General features: G+C 58.8%; 16 protein-coding genes. 8 read left to right on the top strand and 8 right to left on the bottom strand.

Annotated elements, in window-relative coordinates; all coding sequences use genetic code 11:
• Window positions 1-35: 35 nt before the first annotated feature.
• The 3 genes from TZ03_RS04135 to TZ03_RS04125 are packed head-to-tail and all read right to left on the bottom strand — an operon-like array spanning window position 36 to window position 2,485.
• Window positions 36-797, bottom strand: coding sequence for an ABC transporter substrate-binding protein (locus TZ03_RS04135; RefSeq protein WP_051096123.1), 762 nt, complete (start codon window positions 795-797; stop codon window positions 36-38).
• A 45-nt stretch (window positions 798-842) separates the two neighbouring features.
• Window positions 843-1,199 (bottom strand): RidA family protein, encoded by a 357-nt coding sequence (locus TZ03_RS04130; RefSeq protein WP_051095922.1) that lies wholly within the window; start codon window positions 1,197-1,199, stop codon window positions 843-845.
• A gap of 29 nt (window positions 1,200-1,228) precedes the next feature.
• Window positions 1,229-2,485 carry an NAD(P)/FAD-dependent oxidoreductase gene (locus TZ03_RS04125; RefSeq protein ID WP_051095921.1) on the bottom strand — a complete coding sequence of 419 codons (1,257 nt, stop codon included), beginning with the start codon at window positions 2,483-2,485 and terminating at the stop codon, window positions 1,229-1,231.
• Window positions 2,486-2,709: 224 nt separating this feature from the next.
• Between TZ03_RS04125 and TZ03_RS04120 the strand changes: the two genes are divergently transcribed.
• Window positions 2,710-3,531, top strand: a complete 822-nt coding sequence (locus tag TZ03_RS04120) for an IclR family transcriptional regulator (RefSeq protein ID WP_051095920.1) — start codon at window positions 2,710-2,712, stop codon at window positions 3,529-3,531.
• A gap of 86 nt (window positions 3,532-3,617) precedes the next feature.
• Here TZ03_RS04120 and TZ03_RS04115 read toward each other — a convergent pair whose 3' ends face one another.
• From TZ03_RS04115 to TZ03_RS04095, 5 genes are all read right to left on the bottom strand, one after another.
• On the bottom strand, window positions 3,618-4,382 hold the full coding sequence (locus TZ03_RS04115) for an ABC transporter ATP-binding protein (protein ID WP_051095918.1): 765 nt from the start codon (window positions 4,380-4,382) through the stop codon (window positions 3,618-3,620).
• A gap of 16 nt (window positions 4,383-4,398) precedes the next feature.
• The gene (locus TZ03_RS04110; RefSeq protein ID WP_051095917.1) at window positions 4,399-5,109 is read right to left on the bottom strand and encodes an ABC transporter permease; all 711 of its coding nucleotides are present in this window, start codon (window positions 5,107-5,109) and stop codon (window positions 4,399-4,401) included.
• Window positions 5,106-5,834 carry an ABC transporter permease gene (locus tag TZ03_RS04105; protein ID WP_051095915.1) on the bottom strand — a complete coding sequence of 243 codons (729 nt, stop codon included), beginning with the start codon at window positions 5,832-5,834 and terminating at the stop codon, window positions 5,106-5,108. The genes TZ03_RS04110 and TZ03_RS04105 overlap by 4 nt, the downstream gene beginning before the upstream one ends.
• A gap of 62 nt (window positions 5,835-5,896) precedes the next feature.
• The gene (locus TZ03_RS04100) at window positions 5,897-6,679 is read right to left on the bottom strand and encodes a transporter substrate-binding domain-containing protein (RefSeq protein ID WP_051095913.1); all 783 of its coding nucleotides are present in this window, start codon (window positions 6,677-6,679) and stop codon (window positions 5,897-5,899) included.
• Window positions 6,680-6,809: 130 nt separating this feature from the next.
• Window positions 6,810-7,940, bottom strand: a complete 1,131-nt coding sequence (locus tag TZ03_RS04095) for a succinylglutamate desuccinylase/aspartoacylase family protein (RefSeq protein ID WP_051095911.1) — start codon at window positions 7,938-7,940, stop codon at window positions 6,810-6,812.
• A gap of 175 nt (window positions 7,941-8,115) precedes the next feature.
• Between TZ03_RS04095 and TZ03_RS04090 the strand changes: the two genes are divergently transcribed.
• The 7 genes from TZ03_RS04090 (at window position 8,116) to TZ03_RS04060 (ending at window position 18,257) form a co-directional block, all read left to right on the top strand.
• The gene (locus tag TZ03_RS04090) at window positions 8,116-9,504 is read left to right on the top strand and encodes a PLP-dependent aminotransferase family protein (RefSeq protein WP_082056537.1); all 1,389 of its coding nucleotides are present in this window, start codon (window positions 8,116-8,118) and stop codon (window positions 9,502-9,504) included.
• A gap of 524 nt (window positions 9,505-10,028) precedes the next feature.
• Window positions 10,029-10,532, top strand: coding sequence for a sigma-70 family RNA polymerase sigma factor (locus TZ03_RS04085; RefSeq protein WP_051095907.1), 504 nt, complete (start codon window positions 10,029-10,031; stop codon window positions 10,530-10,532).
• A gap of 3 nt (window positions 10,533-10,535) precedes the next feature.
• Complete coding sequence (locus TZ03_RS04080; protein ID WP_051095905.1) at window positions 10,536-11,477, top strand: FecR domain-containing protein; 942 nt, start codon at window positions 10,536-10,538, stop codon at window positions 11,475-11,477.
• A gap of 99 nt (window positions 11,478-11,576) precedes the next feature.
• On the top strand, window positions 11,577-13,994 hold the full coding sequence (locus tag TZ03_RS04075; protein ID WP_082056536.1) for a TonB-dependent siderophore receptor: 2,418 nt from the start codon (window positions 11,577-11,579) through the stop codon (window positions 13,992-13,994).
• Between the two features lie 264 nt (window positions 13,995-14,258).
• Window positions 14,259-14,765 (top strand): sigma-70 family RNA polymerase sigma factor, encoded by a 507-nt coding sequence (locus TZ03_RS04070; RefSeq protein WP_051095903.1) that lies wholly within the window; start codon window positions 14,259-14,261, stop codon window positions 14,763-14,765.
• Entirely contained in the window at window positions 14,762-15,718 is a 957-nt protein-coding gene (locus TZ03_RS04065; protein WP_051095901.1) for a FecR domain-containing protein, read from the top strand. Before TZ03_RS04070 ends, TZ03_RS04065 begins: the two co-directional genes overlap by 4 nt.
• A gap of 115 nt (window positions 15,719-15,833) precedes the next feature.
• A complete protein-coding gene (locus TZ03_RS04060; RefSeq protein WP_152645366.1) occupies window positions 15,834-18,257 on the top strand; it encodes a TonB-dependent siderophore receptor in 2,424 nt (807 codons plus the stop codon).
• Window positions 18,258-18,317: the final 60 nt, after the last annotated feature.

The following is an 18,317-nucleotide window of genomic DNA, read 5'->3' as shown; positions in this document are numbered from 1 at the left end:
GCTCTCCGTAGGTGCCCAAGGTGTCCGCTAACAGGTCAGGACTTTTTGATGTCCCATTTATGCAAGATCGCGTCGAGTGTGCCGTCCTGTTTTATTTTTCTGACGCCTTGGTTGATACGGTCCAGTAGTTCAGTGTTGCCTTTGCGCACAGCGATGCCGATTTCCAACTTGATTTGCGGGTGGTAGGTCTCGGCCACCCGCACTTTCGGGTAACCGGCGTGTTTGACGGTATAAAGCATGACCGGTCCATCACCAATGGCGGCGTCAATACGCGAAAGCGAAACGTCGCGAATCATGTCAGCCATGCTGTCGTACATTTTTATGGACTTGATGCCCGCTTGCGCCTTGAAGGGTTCCGCCAGCACCGAGCCGGTTTGTAGGCCTATCGACTTCCCAGAAAAATCAGACGGCTTTGAGTAGAGGGTCGAATCGTTCGCGTTGACGATGACGGCCTCGCCGTAAGTGAACAGCGCGTCCGAAAAATCAACAGCTTTGGCCCGCTGCTCATTCATGGCGAACGCCGAACTGACCAGGTCGATCTTGTTGGTTTGCAGGGATGAGACCAGGCCAGACAATGGGATGGTGAACTGTTCGGGGGTGAAGCCAAGTTCCTGGCTGAGCACTTGGGTGACGTCGATCATCACACCTTGAAGTGTGTTGGTCTTGGGGTTCAGAAAGTTGAAAGGCACGGCGGTTGGCGTGGAGCCGACGCGCAGCGTTTCGGCATAGGCGTGGGGCAACAGCATGGGCATCGCGAATGCAAGGCAGGTGATGGCTTTCTTGAGTCGTGCAAACATGGTCATGGGTCCTGTTCTAGAAGGGCAGTCGACGGCTTATCGGTTTCAAAGGGCAGCAGTGGCAATGATTTCGACGAGGATGTCGGAGGCCGCCAAGTGCGCTTGGCATGTTGCGCGAGCGGGGGATTCGCCGTCGGCTACCCAGGCATCCCAGACATCATTCATGCCTTGAAAATCTGCGGTTATGTCTTTCAGCCAGATTTGCGCGGTGAGTAACTTCTTTTTGTGGCTTCCAACCTGTTCCAGAAGTGCATCGATACGGGAAAGTACCTCTTGGGTTTGCGCCTTGATGTCCGCGGCACGGTTAGCCGCGACAACGCCTGCCAAGTAGGCGACGCCGTTGTGTAGAACGATACGGCTCATGCGCGCGTTCGTTTCATGACGAGTGATAAGTTGAGTCATTGTTGGCTCCTGGTGAAATATTGTTGTTGTTAAAAGCGAGAAGCAGAGAACGGGGATAGGGTTGCCTTGGCGTGCTCGCACCCAGTCATCGCTTGAGCTAGAAGGCGGCCTGTACCCGCAGCCCCCGTCAGGCCGAGGTGGCCATGCCCGAACGCGCACCACAGGCCCGGGAAGCGCGGCAGTTCACCTATTACCGGCAGAGAGTCGGGCAGGCATGGGCGATGCCCCATCCATTCGATCGGGTTGTCAATGTCCAGGCCAGGAAGGGCCGTTTTGGCATGGTGACCCAACAGCCGAGCGCGGGCGCTGCTGGGCAAGCGCTGCAGGCCGCCAAACTCGACCGTGCCGGCTGCACGCAGCCCGTTTTGCATGGGCGTCATGAACACTTTGCGATCTGCCAGCACGACGACGCGTTGGATGAGCTCTGCTGCTTGCGGGTATCGAAGGTGGTAGCCACGTTGTGTTTCCAGTGGCACTTTCAAACCTAGCGAAGACAGTAGTTTCGCTGACCAGGCGCCAGCGGCCAGCACGATACTGGCCGTCTCATAGTCGCGTTGTTCGCCCTTGACAAGCCAACCTGCCTTTTTACGTTCAAACCGCTGAACCTGGTCTTTGACGAAGGTGACGCCGTTCTTTTCCAGGTACTCGGTGATACGCAGCGAATAAAGGTAGGGGTCTTTGACCCACGGTTGGTCTGGCAGGTAATAGCCGAGCTGGTATTGCGGTGCAATCGAAGGTTCCAACTGCTGAATATCAGTGCGTCCAATCTTGATTGGGTTCAGCCCATACTGCTTTTTCAGGGCCCAGCCGGCCGAGTCTTTTTCCAGTGCTTGCTGGCTTGAGTACAAATGCAACTGTCCGGTATCGCTGATCAGGTCCTGGCACCCGGCCGTCGCCGCAAGGCTTTTATGCTCTTGTACGGCGTTGCCGATCAGGCTGTGAAGTGCGTGAGCGATTTCTGCTACCCGTGACGGCCGGGAGGCAGCGACGAAGCGGGCCATCCAGGGCGCGACGTGCAGCAGGTAGCTGGCGGGTATGTAGAGTGGCCCTGTGGGGTCAAGGAACATTCCCGAGGCTTGTTTCAACACCCCAGGCATCGCCAACGGGGCGACCGAGCCGGAGGAGAGGGAGCCGGCGTTTCCAGAAGAGCATTCTGCACCGGCGCCGGCGGGTTCGATGATCCGTACCTGCAGCCCCACTCTGTTCAAGTGGTACGCGGCGCAAAGACCTACGATCCCTGCGCCGACGATGGTGACCTCCCTGGCATGTTGTTCCGCGTTCAGCATGACGTCTTCAACTCTATGAGCAATGATGCCACTACGGATGCAGAGCCTAGGCCTATTTCAGGACTCTCGTATCGCTGTTCGATACGCGTGGATTTTTCTAAGATACACTTGGCCCGAAAACAGCCCTGTGAAGGGGTTAATCAAACCTGAATGCCCGAGAGCAAAGCGCGGCTCAACGCGCGAGCTAGAGGCGTGTTGCAGCAAAAACTGGGAGGTTGCGCACCATGAGCTCGCATGATTCACCCTTGTTCGTTCAATCATTGGCCGCCGGGTTGTCCGTACTGGACGCATTCACCACGGAGCGGCCCAGCATGAACCTGCGAGAGCTGGCTGAAGCTGCTGGTGTTACCAAAAGTGCGGCTCAACGTTTCACCCATACGCTGGTTGAACTTGGGCTGTTACGAAAGGATGCAGTCTCCAAGCGGTTTTCATTATCCGTACGTGCACTTGATGTCGGGTGTCGCTACCTCCAGGCGAACGTGCTTCTGGAGCGCGCGAACCCCTACCTGCTGGAGTTGAACCGACACCTTGGGGAAACGGTCAACCTGGCCGAGCCTGATGGCCAGGACATGGTGTATATCGGGCGCTTCCCGAGCCTTCATCGGGCGGTGGTGCACATGCCTGTCGGCAAGCGGTTGCCCATGTTCTGCGTAGCGACAGGGCGGGCGTATTTGTCCGGCCTACCCGATGAGCAGATCGAGGAGGCCCTGGCAGGCATGGAGCGGATGCAGTTCACGCCCCATACGGTGACTGACGCGGGGGCGCTGATGGATATGATCTTGAAGGTCAGGGAGACAGGCTATGCCTATAGCGTTGAAGAGTTTTACCTGCATGACCTCAACTTTGCCGCACCCATCCTCAACATCTGGGGCGCCCCGGTCGCGTCAGTGAGTGTTTCGGTGTCCACCGCTTATTGGACGATCGAGAAGGCAATCGAGGAGCTCGTACCCAAGCTCATCAACACGGCCACGCTGATTTCGACCAAGCCACCGACCATGCGTGCCCTGGCGCCATTCCAGATTGGCTATGGGAAGAGCAATAAATGAAAGGGCAGGCGGGGCCATCTCCACGTTGAGCCTTGGGGCGCTCCCGGCCGCAAGGCCGCCGGGAACACCTTTGGTGCAGATGAGGGCTACTTCAGGTTGCCACGCAGGAACTGTTGCAAGCGCTCGCTTTTCGGGTTGCCCAGTACCTCATCGGGCGCGCCTTGCTCTTCGACCCGCCCTTGGTGCAGGAACAGCACCTGGTTCGACACTTTCCGTGCAAAGCCCATTTCATGGGTGACCATGATCATGGTGCGCCCCTCTTCGGCCAGCCCCTGAATAACCTTGAGCACCTCACCTACCAGTTCCGGGTCCAGGGCCGAGGTCGGCTCGTCGAACAGCATGATCTCCGGCTCCATGTTCAGGGCGCGGGCGATGGCGACGCGCTGTTGCTGGCCGCCGGAGAGAAACGCCGGGTACTGGTCGGCGACGCGTGCTGGCAAGCCCACTTTGTCCAGATAGTGCCGGCCGCGCTCCTGTGCTTCCTTCTTGCTGATGCCTAGTACTCGGCACGGGGCCATGGTGATGTTGTCCAACACGTTCATGTGGCTCCACAGGTTGAAGTGTTGGAACACCATGGTGAGCCGGGTGCGCAGGCGTTGCAGCTCATCGGCGTCGGCCACACGCATGCCATGCTTGTCATGGACCATGCGGATTGGCTGGTTGTCCAGGCTCATGGCGCCGTCGTTGGGTGTTTCCAGGAAATTGATACAGCGCAGAAACGTGCTCTTGCCCGAGCCACTGGCGCCGATAAGGCTGATCACATCACCAGTCTTGGCATTCAGGGAAACGCCTTTGAGGACCTCATGATTACCGTAACTTTTCTTCAGGTTTTCAATGGTCAGTTTGTACATGCGCAAACCTCCGGAATTAATGACTCGGCCCAAGGAACGACAACCAACGGCGTTCAGCGAGGCGGAACAGGCCAACGAGAGAAAAAGTGATCGCCAGGTAGATCGCCGCGGCGATACCGAAGGACTGGAAAGTGAGGAAGGTGGCCGAGTTGGCATCCCGTGCAATCTTGAGGATATCCGGCACCGTGGCCGTGAAGGCCAGGGTGGTGGAGTGCAGCATCAGAATCACCTCGTTGCTGTAGTACGGTAACGACCGGCGCAAGGCCGACGGTATGATGAGGTAGGCATAAAGCTTCCAGCCCCGCAGGCCATAGGCTTTTGCGGCCTCGATTTCACCGTGGTGCATGTTGCGGATCGCACCGGCGAAGATCTCCGTGGTATAGGCGCACGTATTCAGGCTGAAGGCCAGGATGGTGCAGTTCATGGCGTCGCGGAAGAAGCTGTCGAGGACCGGCTGCTCCCGTACCGCGGCAATGCTGTAGATTCCGGTGTAGCAAATCAGCAACTGGATATACAGGGGGGTACCACGGAACAGGTAGGTGTAGAACTGGACCGGCCAGCGCACCCAAGCATGGGGGGAGACCCGAATGATCGATAGCGGGATCGACAGGATGAAACCAAAGAACAGCGAAGCGCTGAGCAGCCACAGGGTCATGGCCAGGCCGGTGAATTGACGACCGTCGTGGTAAAGAAAGGGCTGCCAGTATTCCTGCAAGAGTTCGATCATCGTACGGCCTCCCGGGCGCCAGCCGAATAGAAGGTTTCCAGGCGTTTAAGGACATGGTTCGAAACCGTGGTGATCAACAGGTAGATCAACGCCGCCACCAGCAGAAAGTAGAACGGTTGGTAGGTGCTCTTGCCGGCCTCCACTGCTGCCTTGACCAAGTCGGCCAAGCCGATGATCGAGACTAGGGCTGTGGCTTTGAGGACCACCATCCAGTTGTTGCCGATGCCCGGCAGGGCGAAGCGCATCATTTGCGGAAATACCACATGGAAAAAGCACTGGGTGCGGCTTAGACCATAGGCAATTGCTGCCTCCTTCTGCCCGCGAGGCACGGCGAGAATCGCGCCGCGAAACGTTTCGGTAAAATAGGCACCGTAAATGAACCCTAACGTAACCACCCCCGCGCTGAAGGGGTCGATCTCGATATGCTCCCAACCCATCAGGGTGGTGACATCGCTCAGCCAGGTTTGCAGGCTGTAGAAGATCAGCAGCATGAGCACCAGGTCCGGTACGCCACGAATCAGCGTGGTGTAGGCTTGTGCAGGTACGCGCAAAAGCATGGACTTGGACAGCTTGGCACTGGCACCGAACAGGCCTAGCACGACACTCACCAACAGGCACAGCAAGGACAACTTGAGCGTCATCCAGGTCCCTTGCAGCAATAGCGGGCCAAAGCCTTCGAGGCTCAAACTCGAGAGCCCTAGCGTTTGTAATAGGTTTTCCAACATCGAACACCCCTATGCCAATCAGGAAAGCGCCCATCACGCACTTGGCAATGGGCGCAAGGCTATTAATTGCCGCTGTAGAGGTTCAGGTCGCCAAAGTGCTGGCGCTGGAGCTGGGTATAGATACCTTTGTCGTGCAACGCCTGGATCCCTTTGTTCAGCAAGGCCTTGAGTTCTGCATTGCCCTTGCGAATGCCCACCGCAGTTTTCGCCGGCAGCAACGCACTCTCGACGGGCTGGCTGACATCGAAGTCGGCGCCTCGTGAGGTTTTCAGGAAGCCCAGCTTGGCTTGCAGCATGCCCTGCAAAGAAGCGTCGAGACGACCGGAGATCAGGTCGGCGTAAACCTGATCCTGGTTTGCGTAGGACCGAATCTCGACCCCGGCGTTGGCCAGTACGGCCTTGGCGTAGGCTTCCTGAATGGTGCCTTGTTCGTAACCGACTTTCTTGCCTGCCAGAGACGCTGGATCATTGCTGATGGCTGCGCCTTTCTTGAAGACCAGCCCCGTCGGGCCAGAGAAAAGCTCATTGGAGAAGTCGATGACTTTCTCACGGCTGGGGGTCACGCTCATGGCAGATATCACGCCATCGAACTTGTTGGCCTTGAGGCCGGGGATCATGCCATCGAAGTCACTCTCGACCCATTTGCATTTGACGTTCAACTCGGCGCAGATGGCATTGCCCAGGTCGATATCGAAACCGATCAGGCTACCATCGGCGGCTTTGGACTCGAAGGGTGGATAGGAGGCATCGACGCCAAAACGCAGTTCTTTGTATTCCTTGGCCAACGCAGAACCGGCGGCGACGCAAAGCGCCATCGCAGAAAGGGACAGAAGGGTTTTTTTCATTGTTTTATTCCTATTGAGCGCTTGTAGCGCCTGAATGCTGCGACTTGAAGTGCATGACGCAAAGTAGCGAAACCGCCTGTTCATCTTGTGGTGATGACTATCACCTCACTTGGCATTGTTGGAATCATCTTCAGGCACACAGCAGCGAGCCCGAACGTAAGGGTTCATGGCCGGCGACAAAGGTCAGCTCGGTGTTGCTTTCGGTGAAGCGCTCGATGACCCGCGCATAGAAAACGCCAGAGATCTTGCTGTAGAGGGTGGTGACCTGGCCGCTGATGGGGTCGATGACGTCGGCCAGTGCACAGCCGGGTTCTACCTTGCTGCCAAGCGCTGCGCGGTATGCGATCACACCGGAGTGGGGGGCATTGAGTATCTCCACCCCGGCCAACGGCGTCGGCTCGCACAGGGTGGTTGGCACCTTGGCCTGTGCATCGGCAATCAGCCCCACATGCGTCAGGTAGCCCAGCAAGGCGTCGGCATCGCGCATTGCCTGCTCCTGGCTGACATCGTAGCGGCCACGCAGCTCCAGCGTGGCGGAAAAGGTTGGCTGTGGGATCGGAAAGTCCGGGAACTGCCGCTGCAGCCTGTCCCACAGGGTGGTGAAGGACTCGTCGAAGCAATACAACTTAGCGTCAGGGCCGCCCTGCTCGGTGGTATGCAGCACGGCATGCGCACCGGTGAAGCCTGCCAGGATGCGAGCCTCCTCTTGCTGTGCGCTGTGCACGTAGAGGTGCACCATGGCTTCGCTGTCACAGTGCAAATCGATGACGTAGTCGGCATCGCCGGCCAGGCGCAGCAGTGTGCGTCGCAAGGCGTCGAGCTCGGTGCCAGGCTGGAGGGCGTCAAGGCGCTCGCGGACACAGCGGCGGATCAGCGCGACATTGGCATCCGGGTCACTGCCCAGCGCATTGGCAATGTCCTCACGTATCAGGGCGGCGAGGTCGAGGTAGTTGCGGTTGAAGTTCTCCCGGCCGGACAGCTCGAAGCGCCCTAATTGACGGCCGAATACATAGTTGCCAAGGCCGATCGGGTTGGCACTGGGCACCACTACCACTTCGCCAGTCAGGCGGCCGGCCGCTTCGAGTTCGAGAAGGTGATGTTTCAGGTGGTACAACGCCAGCATGCCGGGATGCTCGTCGGCGTGCAGGCCGGCCTGCAAGTAAACTTTCTTGCCTTGGCCCTGGGGGCCGAAATGGAAACTGATGATCTCACGCTGTGTGCCAAGGGTCTGCGTGATGAGCGCATGTCGTTGTTGTTGCATGGCAGGTATCCAGGTAGGCGGTTCAGACGGTGATTGGCAAAGCAGCGTGTAGTGTCGGTCTGCTTTGTAGAGCACGGTGGCTGAGTGCCAAGCTACCTGATATACGCTTTCATTCCATACACAGCGGCCTCTAAAATGGGCGCACCTGTATTGGTCGAAAAGGCTACACACTTCAATGAGTTCGCCTCGAAAGATGTCGCGCATCGGTCAGTTGGTAGAGCACTTCTCCCAGTTGATCGACCAGACCAAGTTGGCTCAGGGCGCGCGCTTGCCTTCCATTCGCTCTGCCGCCAAAGAGTTCAAGGTCAGTACCTTTAGCGTGGTGCAGGCCTACGATCGTCTGGTCGCGTTGGGTTATGTCGAGGTTCGCCGGGGGCACGGGTTCTTCGTCGCCCAGACCTCGCCACGTATCGAGCAACAGCGCAGCGCGGCACCGTTGAAGGACGTCTATTGGCTGCTCGATGATGGGTTCAACCCGGATGAGGAGGCCTTGCAACCGGGTAGTGGCGGTGTGCCGGAGGCATGGCTGGATGAACCCGGGCTGCGGCTGGCCATGCGCAGCCTTGGGCGTGGCACGGGGCTGATTGCCGAGTATGGCAAGTCCCATGGCGTGCTGGCGTTGCGGCAATGGCTACAGCGCCATCTGGGGGAGCGCGGGGTGCCCGCGCAATGCGAACACATTGTGCTCACCCATGGCGCCAGCCAGGCGCTCAACATGGTGATCAATACCTTGCTGCAGCCCGGTGATTGCGTGCTGGTGGATGACCCAGGCTATATCAACCTGCTGGCTAACCTGCGTGATCAGAAGGTCAAGATCATTGGGGTGCCCTGGACGCCGCAGGGGCCGGACGTGGTGAAGCTTGACGAACTGCTGGCGGTTCATAGCCCCAAGGCTTTTTTCACCAACCCGTGGTTGCAGAACCCGACCGGAGCCAGCTACAGCCCAGCAGTGACTCATCGTGTACTGCAACTGGCCGATGCCCATGATTGCTGGATCGTCGAGATTGACGTGCATGGCCAGCTAGCAGAAACCCATCAGCCACCGTTGGCAGCCCTCGACAACCTGCAACGGGTGATTTACATCGGCAGCGTTTCCAAAGACATGGCGCCTTCGCTGCGAGTTGGCTTCGTCACGGCCGAACCGGTGGTGGCCGAAGCCTTGTTGCACTACAAGATGACCACCGGGCTTTACAGCTCGCAGGTGTGCGAACAGCTGGCGTTGCAGATGCTGACCGATGGTACCCACCGCAAGCGGTGCCAGAAACTGCGTGACCGGCTGCTGCAGGCCCAGGTGTTCGCCCGCCAGCAATTGCTGCAGATCGGTTGGCAATGCTGGGCGCCCATCGCACCGGCGCCGTACCTGTGGATTCGCAGCGGGCAAGAAGGCTTCGACCCTGTGGCGCTGACCCGGGCAGGGCTCAAGCAGAATATCCTGCTGTCGCCCGGCTGCATCTTCCGGCCGGATCTGGAGGCCTCGCCTTGGCTGCGTTTCAATGCGGCGCTTGGGGAGGACCCAGCGGTCTGGCGTTTTCTTGCCGACAGCCAGAAGCATATGCGCCAGTAGCAGCTCGCTGGAAAAGCTCCCCCGTTGAGGTGGTTATTCTGTTGAACAGTGGACCTGTTCAGCCCCCTGCGCCGATACCGATCTGGATTCGATGTGGTTGTGCGCAGACTGTGGGCCTTGCCACCCTTTGGTTTACGCACATGCGCAAGCCAATACTTCACTATCAGTGGAAGAGGATAAAGTTCTTTTTTGATAACCGGATTTGATGTCGTACTCGGAAGACTAACCAACCAATGCTTGGATCCCAATGGATAAAAATGCTGGCCCTTAAACACAAAACCCCCGCATCGCCTGGCGATTGCGGGGGTTCTGAAGTCTATGAAGCACCGTGGAATTCCACGGCACCTATCGGACGTTAAATCCGAAGTCATGGCCTGCAGGCCTTGTAAAGCATGGGCTCCAGCAATGTAAAACCTGTGACATACCCGATTTCGTGCACGGCTTAATTCCAGCAGCCCCCTCGCCGACCACTGCGATAATGAGATAGATTACCATTCAATTCTTGTCAGCCTTGGCCGAGCGCTATGCCAGAAACCCCTTCCTGTCAGTCAGTGCAGCAGCTGTACCTCGATAACCATGGCTGGCTGCAGCAATGGCTACGGCGCAAGACCGGCTGCCGGGAGCAGGCGGCGGATCTCGCTCAGGACACCTTCATGCGCTTGCTCACCCAGCGCAAGGTCGAGGAGCTGAAACAGCCCAGGGCCTATCTGAGCCGCATCGCGCGCAGCCTGATGATCGATCAGTTCCGTCGGCGCATGCTCGAGCAAGCCTACCTCGAAAGCCTCGCGGCGCTGCCTGAGCCTGCCGAGATTTCTCCGCAGGAGCGCAATGTCATTTTGGAGACCTTGCTGCAGATCGATCTGATGCTCGATGGCCTCGAGCCAAGAACCCGCGAAATCTTTCTACTGGCTCAGCTGGATGGCTTGAGCCACGCCGCCATCGGGCGTCAGTTGAACCTCTCCACCAATACCGTCAGCAAGCATTTCGTGCGAGCCATGGCGCATTGTCTGCTGCTGATCGGGGACTGAGGCGTGGCTACCGAGCTGGATCTGAAAACCCTCGAAGTCGCCGCTCAATGGTATGTAAACCTTGCCGATGGCAGCGAAGCGACGCGGGAAGCCCATCGGCAGTGGCTGCGTGATGACCCACGCCATGCCCAGGCCTGGGGGCGGGTAGAGCGACTACAAGCGACATTCGGCCAGCTCGACCCTCGCGCCGCGCGCCCCGCGCTGCAAAGCTCCCGGGCCAAGCGTCGCACAGTTCTGAAAGTGCTGGCGCTGCTGGTCGGAACCAGTGGCGTGATCAGCATCGGCGCGCGTACGGACCCGTGGCGCAAGATGATGGCCGACTATTCCACCGGTACGGGCGAGCGCTTGCCCGTGACGCTTGCCGATGGCAGTCGAGTCCTGCTCAACACGGGCACTGCGCTGGATATTTCGTTCGACGAAAATCTGCGCCAAGTCGTGCTGCGCGAAGGCGAGGTGTTTATCCAGACTGCGTCAGACCCTTTGTCTCGCCCCTTTATCGTGCGCACGCAGTTTGGCGACTTGCGCGCATTGGGGACTCAATTCCTGGTCCGTATCAACCCGGCCGGCGCCCGCGTCTCTGTGCTCGAGCATGCCGTGGAATGGGGTTCAGCGGTGGCCGGCGACGCGCCGGTGCGGGTCGATTCCGGCCAGCAGTTGGACTTTTCAGCCACTGCCGTGGGTGTGCCTGTGCCCTTGGCCAAGGGCGCCGATGCCTGGCGAGACAACTTGTTGGTGGTCAGTGATTGGCGGCTGGCGGATGTGATCGCCGAATTGTCCCGCTATCGCACAGGGCACCTGGGCTGCGATAGTCGGGTTGCCGAGTTGCGTATTTCCGGGAGTTTCCAGTTGGGTGACATTGATGTGGTGTTGGACAACCTGAGCGCAATGCTGCCCATCCGGCTGCGTCGCTTCACTCGCTTCTGGACCCAGGTGGAGCCTGCCTGAAAGTTTTTTGCATCAGGTGTTGGTGGTTTTCATTCTCGTTCGACTTAACAAGTACAGGCGCAAAGACGCCGGATACTTGCCATCGACGAAGGACCCAACATGTCACGTAGCAACGCTTTGTCCCCGACCTCCAGATCTCGACTGCTTAGTGCCACCTTGCGTGGCGCCCTGTGCTCCGTTGCAGTGATCCCTGCACTGCCGACGGCCCAGGCCTGGGCGCAAGAAGCCTATGCCGAGTACGATTTCGCCATTGCCAGCGGGCCGCTGGAAGACGCGGTGGCCGAGTATTCACGGATTGCGGGGGTAACGGTGTCGTTCGATCCCGCGGCCGCCCGAGACCGGCGCTCGCCAGGGGTAAATGGGCACTTCAGAGCAAGCGCAGCGCTTGATCGATTGCTGATGGGCAGCGGAATGCAAGCGGTACGGCGTGGGGAGAAGAGTTACAGCCTCCAAGTGGTCGAGGTTGATGGAAGCGCTATTGAGCTCGGGGTGACCACGGTATCTGGCACAGGCCTGGGCGGTACCACCGAAGGCACCGGCTCCTACACCACCGGCACCGCCTCGATGCTCAAGGGCAATACCCGGCTTAAGGACATTCCGCAGTCCGTTTCCGTGATCACGCGCCAGCAGATGCAGGATCAGAACGTCAAGACCATTGACGACGCGATGATGGAAACACCGGGGATCAGCAAGTCGGTCACCAACGCCGGCAACAACGTTTTCCTGTCGCGTGGTTTCGAGATCCGCAACTACCAGTATGACGGTATCCCCATGGGTTACTGGGCCAAGGGCGGCTTCGGCAAGCAAGCTGACATGGCCATGTACGACCACATTGAAGTACTGCGTGGGGCAGCAGGCATGCTGATCGGTGCAGGGGACCCCAGCGGCACGGTCAACCTTGTTCGCAAGCGCCCCACTGACGACTTCCGCCTGGGTGTCGCAGCACAAGCAGGATCCTGGGATGACTACCGCACCGAGCTGGATGTGAGTGGTCCGCTCAGCGATGACAAACGCCTGCGTGGACGTACGGTGCTCTCCTACGAGAGCAAGGACTATTTCTACGACGGAACCCACGCGGAAATGCCGTTCTTCTACGGCGTACTGGATTTCGCCCTGACAGAGGACACCGTGGTTGCCGCCGGCCTGCGCTATCAGCGCGCTTGGCAACCGGGCATCTGGGCAGGAAACCTCCCAGGTTCGAACAACGGTACCAACCTGCACCTGCCGCGCTCAACCGGTCTGGCCCCCGACTGGGCACGCGACCGGATAGAAACCTACGAATTTTTCGTAGATGTTAATCATGACTTCAACGAAAACTGGCACGGCAAGGTCGGTGTCAATCACTTCCAGATCGAGGACGACTACCGTACCGTGTGGGTGCTGGGTTCCGTAGCCCCCTCGACGATGACTGGCGCACGACTGACGCCCTACTATTCGCAGGACACTACTCGCGCAACCGGCGTGGATGCAAACCTCACTGGAAGCTTTGAGGCCTTCGGCCTGGAACACAAGTTGATCATCGGGGCCAACTACCTGAAAGAAAGTGAACACTACGCCCAAGGGTATGGTCCAGGGTTTGCGATCAACTTCAACGACCTCGACACCAACGTACCCAAACCCGCCACAATAAACATGCCATCCTCCACTGGCGAGACGATAAACAAGGGGATCTACGGTAGCGTTAACCTGCAACTGGCCGAACCGCTGCATTTGGTCCTGGGCGGGCGAGTGAGCGAATACAGCTATGACGAAGTGTACGAAGGAGACCCGACCTCCGCACAGGAAAATGGCCAGGTCACTCCTTACGCCGCGTTGCTGTATGACCTCACGCCTGAATGGACCCTCTACACCAGCTATACCGACATCTTCAACCCACAGTACAACTACAAGAGCGCGTCAGGCGGCGCGCTGAAACCCACCACCGGCTACAACTACGAGGTGGGGATCAAGGGCGAACTGTTCGATGGCCGTCTCAATACCTCGTTGGCCGTGTTCTATACACGGCAGAAAGACCGTGCTCAGAAGCTTGATGAAACAGAGTGCCCGGCAAATCGGCCTAACTGCTACACCGTGGGCGGCGAGGTCGAGAGCAAGGGTATCGAAATGCAGGTCAGCGGTGAAATTCTCGAGCGCTGGCAGGGCAGCGTCGGTTACACCTACAACCGTCAGGTCTACGTCAAGGACATCAGCGCAAGCGGCAGAAACTTCAGCGACTCTACGCCCAAGCATCTGTTCCGCGCCTACACCAGCTACCAGTTTGCAGGCCCCTTGGAGCGCTTGACGATTGGTGGCGGCATGACTGCTCAAAGCGACACCTACTATCTCAGCGGCCCTTACAGCTATGAGCAGAATGGCTACGCGATATGGGATACCTTTGCGCGCTACCAGCTTGACAATCACTGGAGCGTTCAGCTGAACGCCAACAACATCTTCGATCGCGAATACTACGAAGATCAGGGTGGCCGCCGCTACGGTACGCCTCGCAACTACACGGTGACCTTGCGCGGAAGTTTCTGATTCGCAAGCGTCCGCCAAGTCTGTCAGATACTCGCCATGGCAATTGCATGGTTTGTGAGGCAGAGCGCCGCCGCGCGGCGCTTTGCGGGGCAAGCCCGCACACCCCTCAGTGTCGGGGCTGCCCTTGCTCATGAAGCAGGGCGCCATCTGTCTGTGTTTGCACGATATTCAGCCGATTCCTGCTGCGGCTGTTTCCCAAACCGCACTTTGCCCTCTAGAATTGCAACTCATTCCTATCTGCGCCTTATCCATGGGAAGAGGAAAGTGCCCACTGACACCCCGTCGCAACCACTCGATAGCCTCTATCGCGACCATTACGGCTGGCTGCAGGGCTGGCTGCGTCTGCGCCTTGGTGATCGCGAGCGGGCGGCAGATATTGCGCAAGACACTTTCTTGCGCTTGCTGGTAACCCGGCGTTTGCCGTCGCAGAGCGACGGGCGCCGATTCCTGGCTCAGATCGCCCGTAATCTCGTGATAGACCAATGGCGCCGCCAGCGTATCAAACAAGCTTACTTGGAAAGTCTCGCTGCTCTGCCCGAACCAGAAACCCCGTCGTTGGAAACCCGTGCCATCGTGATCGAAACGCTGATGCAGATCGATGCCATGCTCGACAGTATGCCCGCGAAGGTACGCGAGGCCTTCCTGCTGTCGCAGTTCGAAGGGCTGACCTATGCCCAGATTTCGGAGCGTCTCGAGATCAGCGTCAGTTCGGTGCAAAAGTACATGCTGCGTGCCATCACCGCCTGCTATCAAGTTCTGTACGCCGAATGAAAAACGCCAGCGAAGCGCCCATCTCCGCCGCCATCGTCGAGCAGGCCAGCCATTGGCTCATGTTGCAATGGGGTGGCGAGTTGGACAAGGACCAACAGCGCCGCTTCGCCGAATGGCGCACTGCGGACCCGGAACATGAGCGCGCGTGGCAACGCCTGGAGCAGCTGCAAAGTACCTTGGGCGGTGTGTCAGCGGATACCGCTCTCACCGTGCTGCGTGAGTTGCCCGATGCGCGTCGTCGACAAACACTGAAGCTGCTCGGCACGCTGTTATTGGCCGGCGGGAGCAGCTATCTCGTCCAATCGCGATTGCCCTGGCGCGAGGCCATGGCAGACCTGCGCAGCCGTACCGGTGAACGCCTGCAGCGCACCCTTGCCGATGGCAGTCAGTTGAGCCTGAACAGCGGTAGCGCGGTTGATATCCTGTTCAGCACGAGCGAGCGGCGCATTCGCCTGCTCGCAGGGGAGTTGTTACTCGACAGCGGCCATGAGGCAGCGCAACGCCCCTTGATCGTGGACACCGCAGTCGGGGAAATCCAGGCGCTGGGCACGCGTTTTTCTGTGTACCAACGCGACGATAAATGTCAGGTCGAGCTGTTCGACGGCGAGCTGGAACTGCGCCCGCTTCATGCTTGCGTCAGGCGCCTGCAAGCCGGGCAGGGGTGCTGGTTTTCCGCAACCCGGTACGGTGACATCGGGCCAGCGAACCCCAACGCCATCGCCTGGCAAGATGGCCGGCTGATCGCCGAGCGTACGCCGCTGAGGGAGTTCGTTGCAGAACTGGCTCGCCATCGTAACGGCATGCTGCGCTGCGACCCGGTCGTTGCCTCCCTGCCGCTGACTGGCGTTTTCCCCTTGGCAGACACAGACCGTGTGCTCATTGCACTTGAGCAGTCCCTGCCAGTGAAAGTGCACAGGCTGACACGATTGTGGACCACCATAGGCCCCGCATAGCAGACGTCGCATGCCGTAGATGAAAAAAATTCTGCTGCCCCTTGTCGGTTTTGCCGACTCGTCCGGGATACCTCTTGAACTCAACCAAGAAGCATTCTCAAGAGGAACATTCAGAGTGCCGTATCTGCCCACAACATCCTGTTCTCGACTGAGCCTTGCGGTTCGTCACGCCCTGTTTGCCGGCTTGCTCTGCAGCGGCCCGTTGCTGTTTGCGCTGCCCGCAACCCCGGCTGACGCCAGCGAGCAATCACGCAGCTACGCCATCCCCGCCGGCGGCCTGGATCAGGTACTGAACCGCTTCGCGAGCGAAGCTGGCATCTTGCTTTCTGCCGATGCCCAACTTACCGCCGGCAAGCGCAGCGCTGGCCTCAACGGCAGTTATTCCGTTGAAGATGGCCTGGCCCGCCTGTTGGCTGGTACCGGCCTTCGGGCACTCAAAAGCGGTGGCAACTATACGGTCGAATTCGCTGCGGATTACGGTGGCGCCCTGGAGCTGGGGGCAACGTCTGTGACCGGATCGAGGTTGGGTTGGGCGACCGAAGGCTCTGGCTCCTATACTACCGGCACCATGCAGACCGCAACCAAGTTACCGCTGACAATACGCGAGACCCCTCAATCGGTCACGGTCATCACGCGCCAGCGCATGGATGACCAAGTCATGAACACGCTGGATGACGTGGTGCGCAATACGCCGGGCATGAGCTCGCAACGGTTCGGCCCGGACCGCCAGCGCTACTACTCTCGCGGGTACCAGGTCGACAACCTGATGTACGACGGGATTCCCACCAACGTGGGTGGCAACGCAGCCGACATCATCGCGTCCGGCGACTTGGCGATGTACGACCACGTAGAAATCGTCCGTGGCTCGACCGGCCTGATGCAAGGGTCGGGTAACCCTGCTGCCTCGATCAACCTGGTGCGCAAGAAGCCCACCGCCGAGACCCAGGCAAGCATCACCGCCAACGCCGGCAGTTGGGACCGTTACCGTACCGAGGCGGACGTCAGTGGCCCCCTCAACGACCAAGGTACGGTACGTGGCCGCTTCGTGGGTGCCTACCAAAACAATCACAGCTTTCAAGACAACGTTCAGACCGAACGCGGTGTTTACTATGGCGTGCTCGACGCAGACCTGACCGACGACACCTTGTTGACCATCGGCGCGTCCTATCAGGACGATAACAACCACCTGCCGTGGGGCGGCCTCCCCGTTGCGGCGGACGGCAGCGACCTGCACCAACCCCGCTCGACCTACCTGGGCAACGACTGGGATTACTGGGACAAGGACACCACCACCGCCTTCGCCAAGATCGAACACAACCTGGCCAATGACTGGAAGCTCACCGTGGCGGGCAACAAGATCTGGTCCAAGCTGAAGCACCTCGCCAGTAAGGTTAACAACGACGAGGACGTTTATAGCCAGATTATCGGTGGCTACAAATACGATGACACCCAGACCGGTGTCGACGCGTTCGCCAGCGGCCCATTCCAACTGTTCGAACGGGAACACCAACTGGTGGTGGGTGCCAGCACCCGCAACGAGAAAATCAAGATCATCGAGCGTACCGACAACTCGGTCTGGGACGATATCGACGTCCATAACTGGGATCCGAGCCTGCGCCCCAAACCGACGACGCTGGTCTCCAACTACTGGCAGTATATCGATATCGAACAGAAGAGCGCCTACGTCACCGGCCGCTTCAGCTTGGCAGACCCTTTGCACCTGATCCTTGGCAGCCGCCTGGACTGGTATGACTATGATGCAGGCTCCAACTATGGGAATGTGGATTATAAAGTGACCCGTCATGTCACCAAGTACGCAGGCTTGGTCTATGACCTGAACGACAATCACTCGGTGTACGTCAGCTACACCGACATCTTCAAACCCCAGAACTACCTGAACGCCAGTGGCGGCCTGCTGGCTCCCGTCGTGGGCAAAAACTATGAAGTCGGTATCAAGGGCGAATACTTCAACGGGGCACTCAACGGCTCCATCGCGCTGTTCCGCATGGACCAGGAAAACCGTGCGCGCGTCGCCGATGGCTGCCCGACCGCGGTAACGTGCTACGAAGCGGCAGGTAAAGTTCGCGCGCAAGGTATCGATATGGAACTGCAAGGCGCAATTACGCCTCGCTGGCAGGTTGGCGCTGGCTATACCTATACTGAGGTCAAGTATCGCACCGACTCCAACCCTGCCAACATTGGTCGCAGCTTCGACACCGACCTGCCACGCCATCTGGTCAAGCTCACCACCAGCTACCAAATGCCAGGCGAACTTGAGCGCTGGCGCGTCGGCGGTACCGTCTACGGTCAGAACACCGTGTACAACAAGGACGCTAATTACAAGATCGAACAGAAAGCCTACGCCCTTCTGGACCTGATGGTCGGTTTCAAGCCAACCGAGCATATCGACGCACGCCTGAACCTGAACAACGTGTTCGACAAAAAGTATTATGTGAGTATTACCGACGACCCATGGCTGGCTGAAAACATCTACGGTGACCCACGCAACTTGATGCTGTCGGTCAAATACAGCTTCTAATATACGAAGCAGTACCCTTGGCTCCGGCTGCTCCTCAGGATGAAAATGGCGGCCATTAAA

The organism is Pseudomonas sp. 10-1B (assembly GCF_000935045.1).
GTDB lineage: Bacteria > Pseudomonadota > Gammaproteobacteria > Pseudomonadales > Pseudomonadaceae > Aquipseudomonas.
This window is presented reverse-complemented; position numbering and strand designations above follow the sequence as displayed.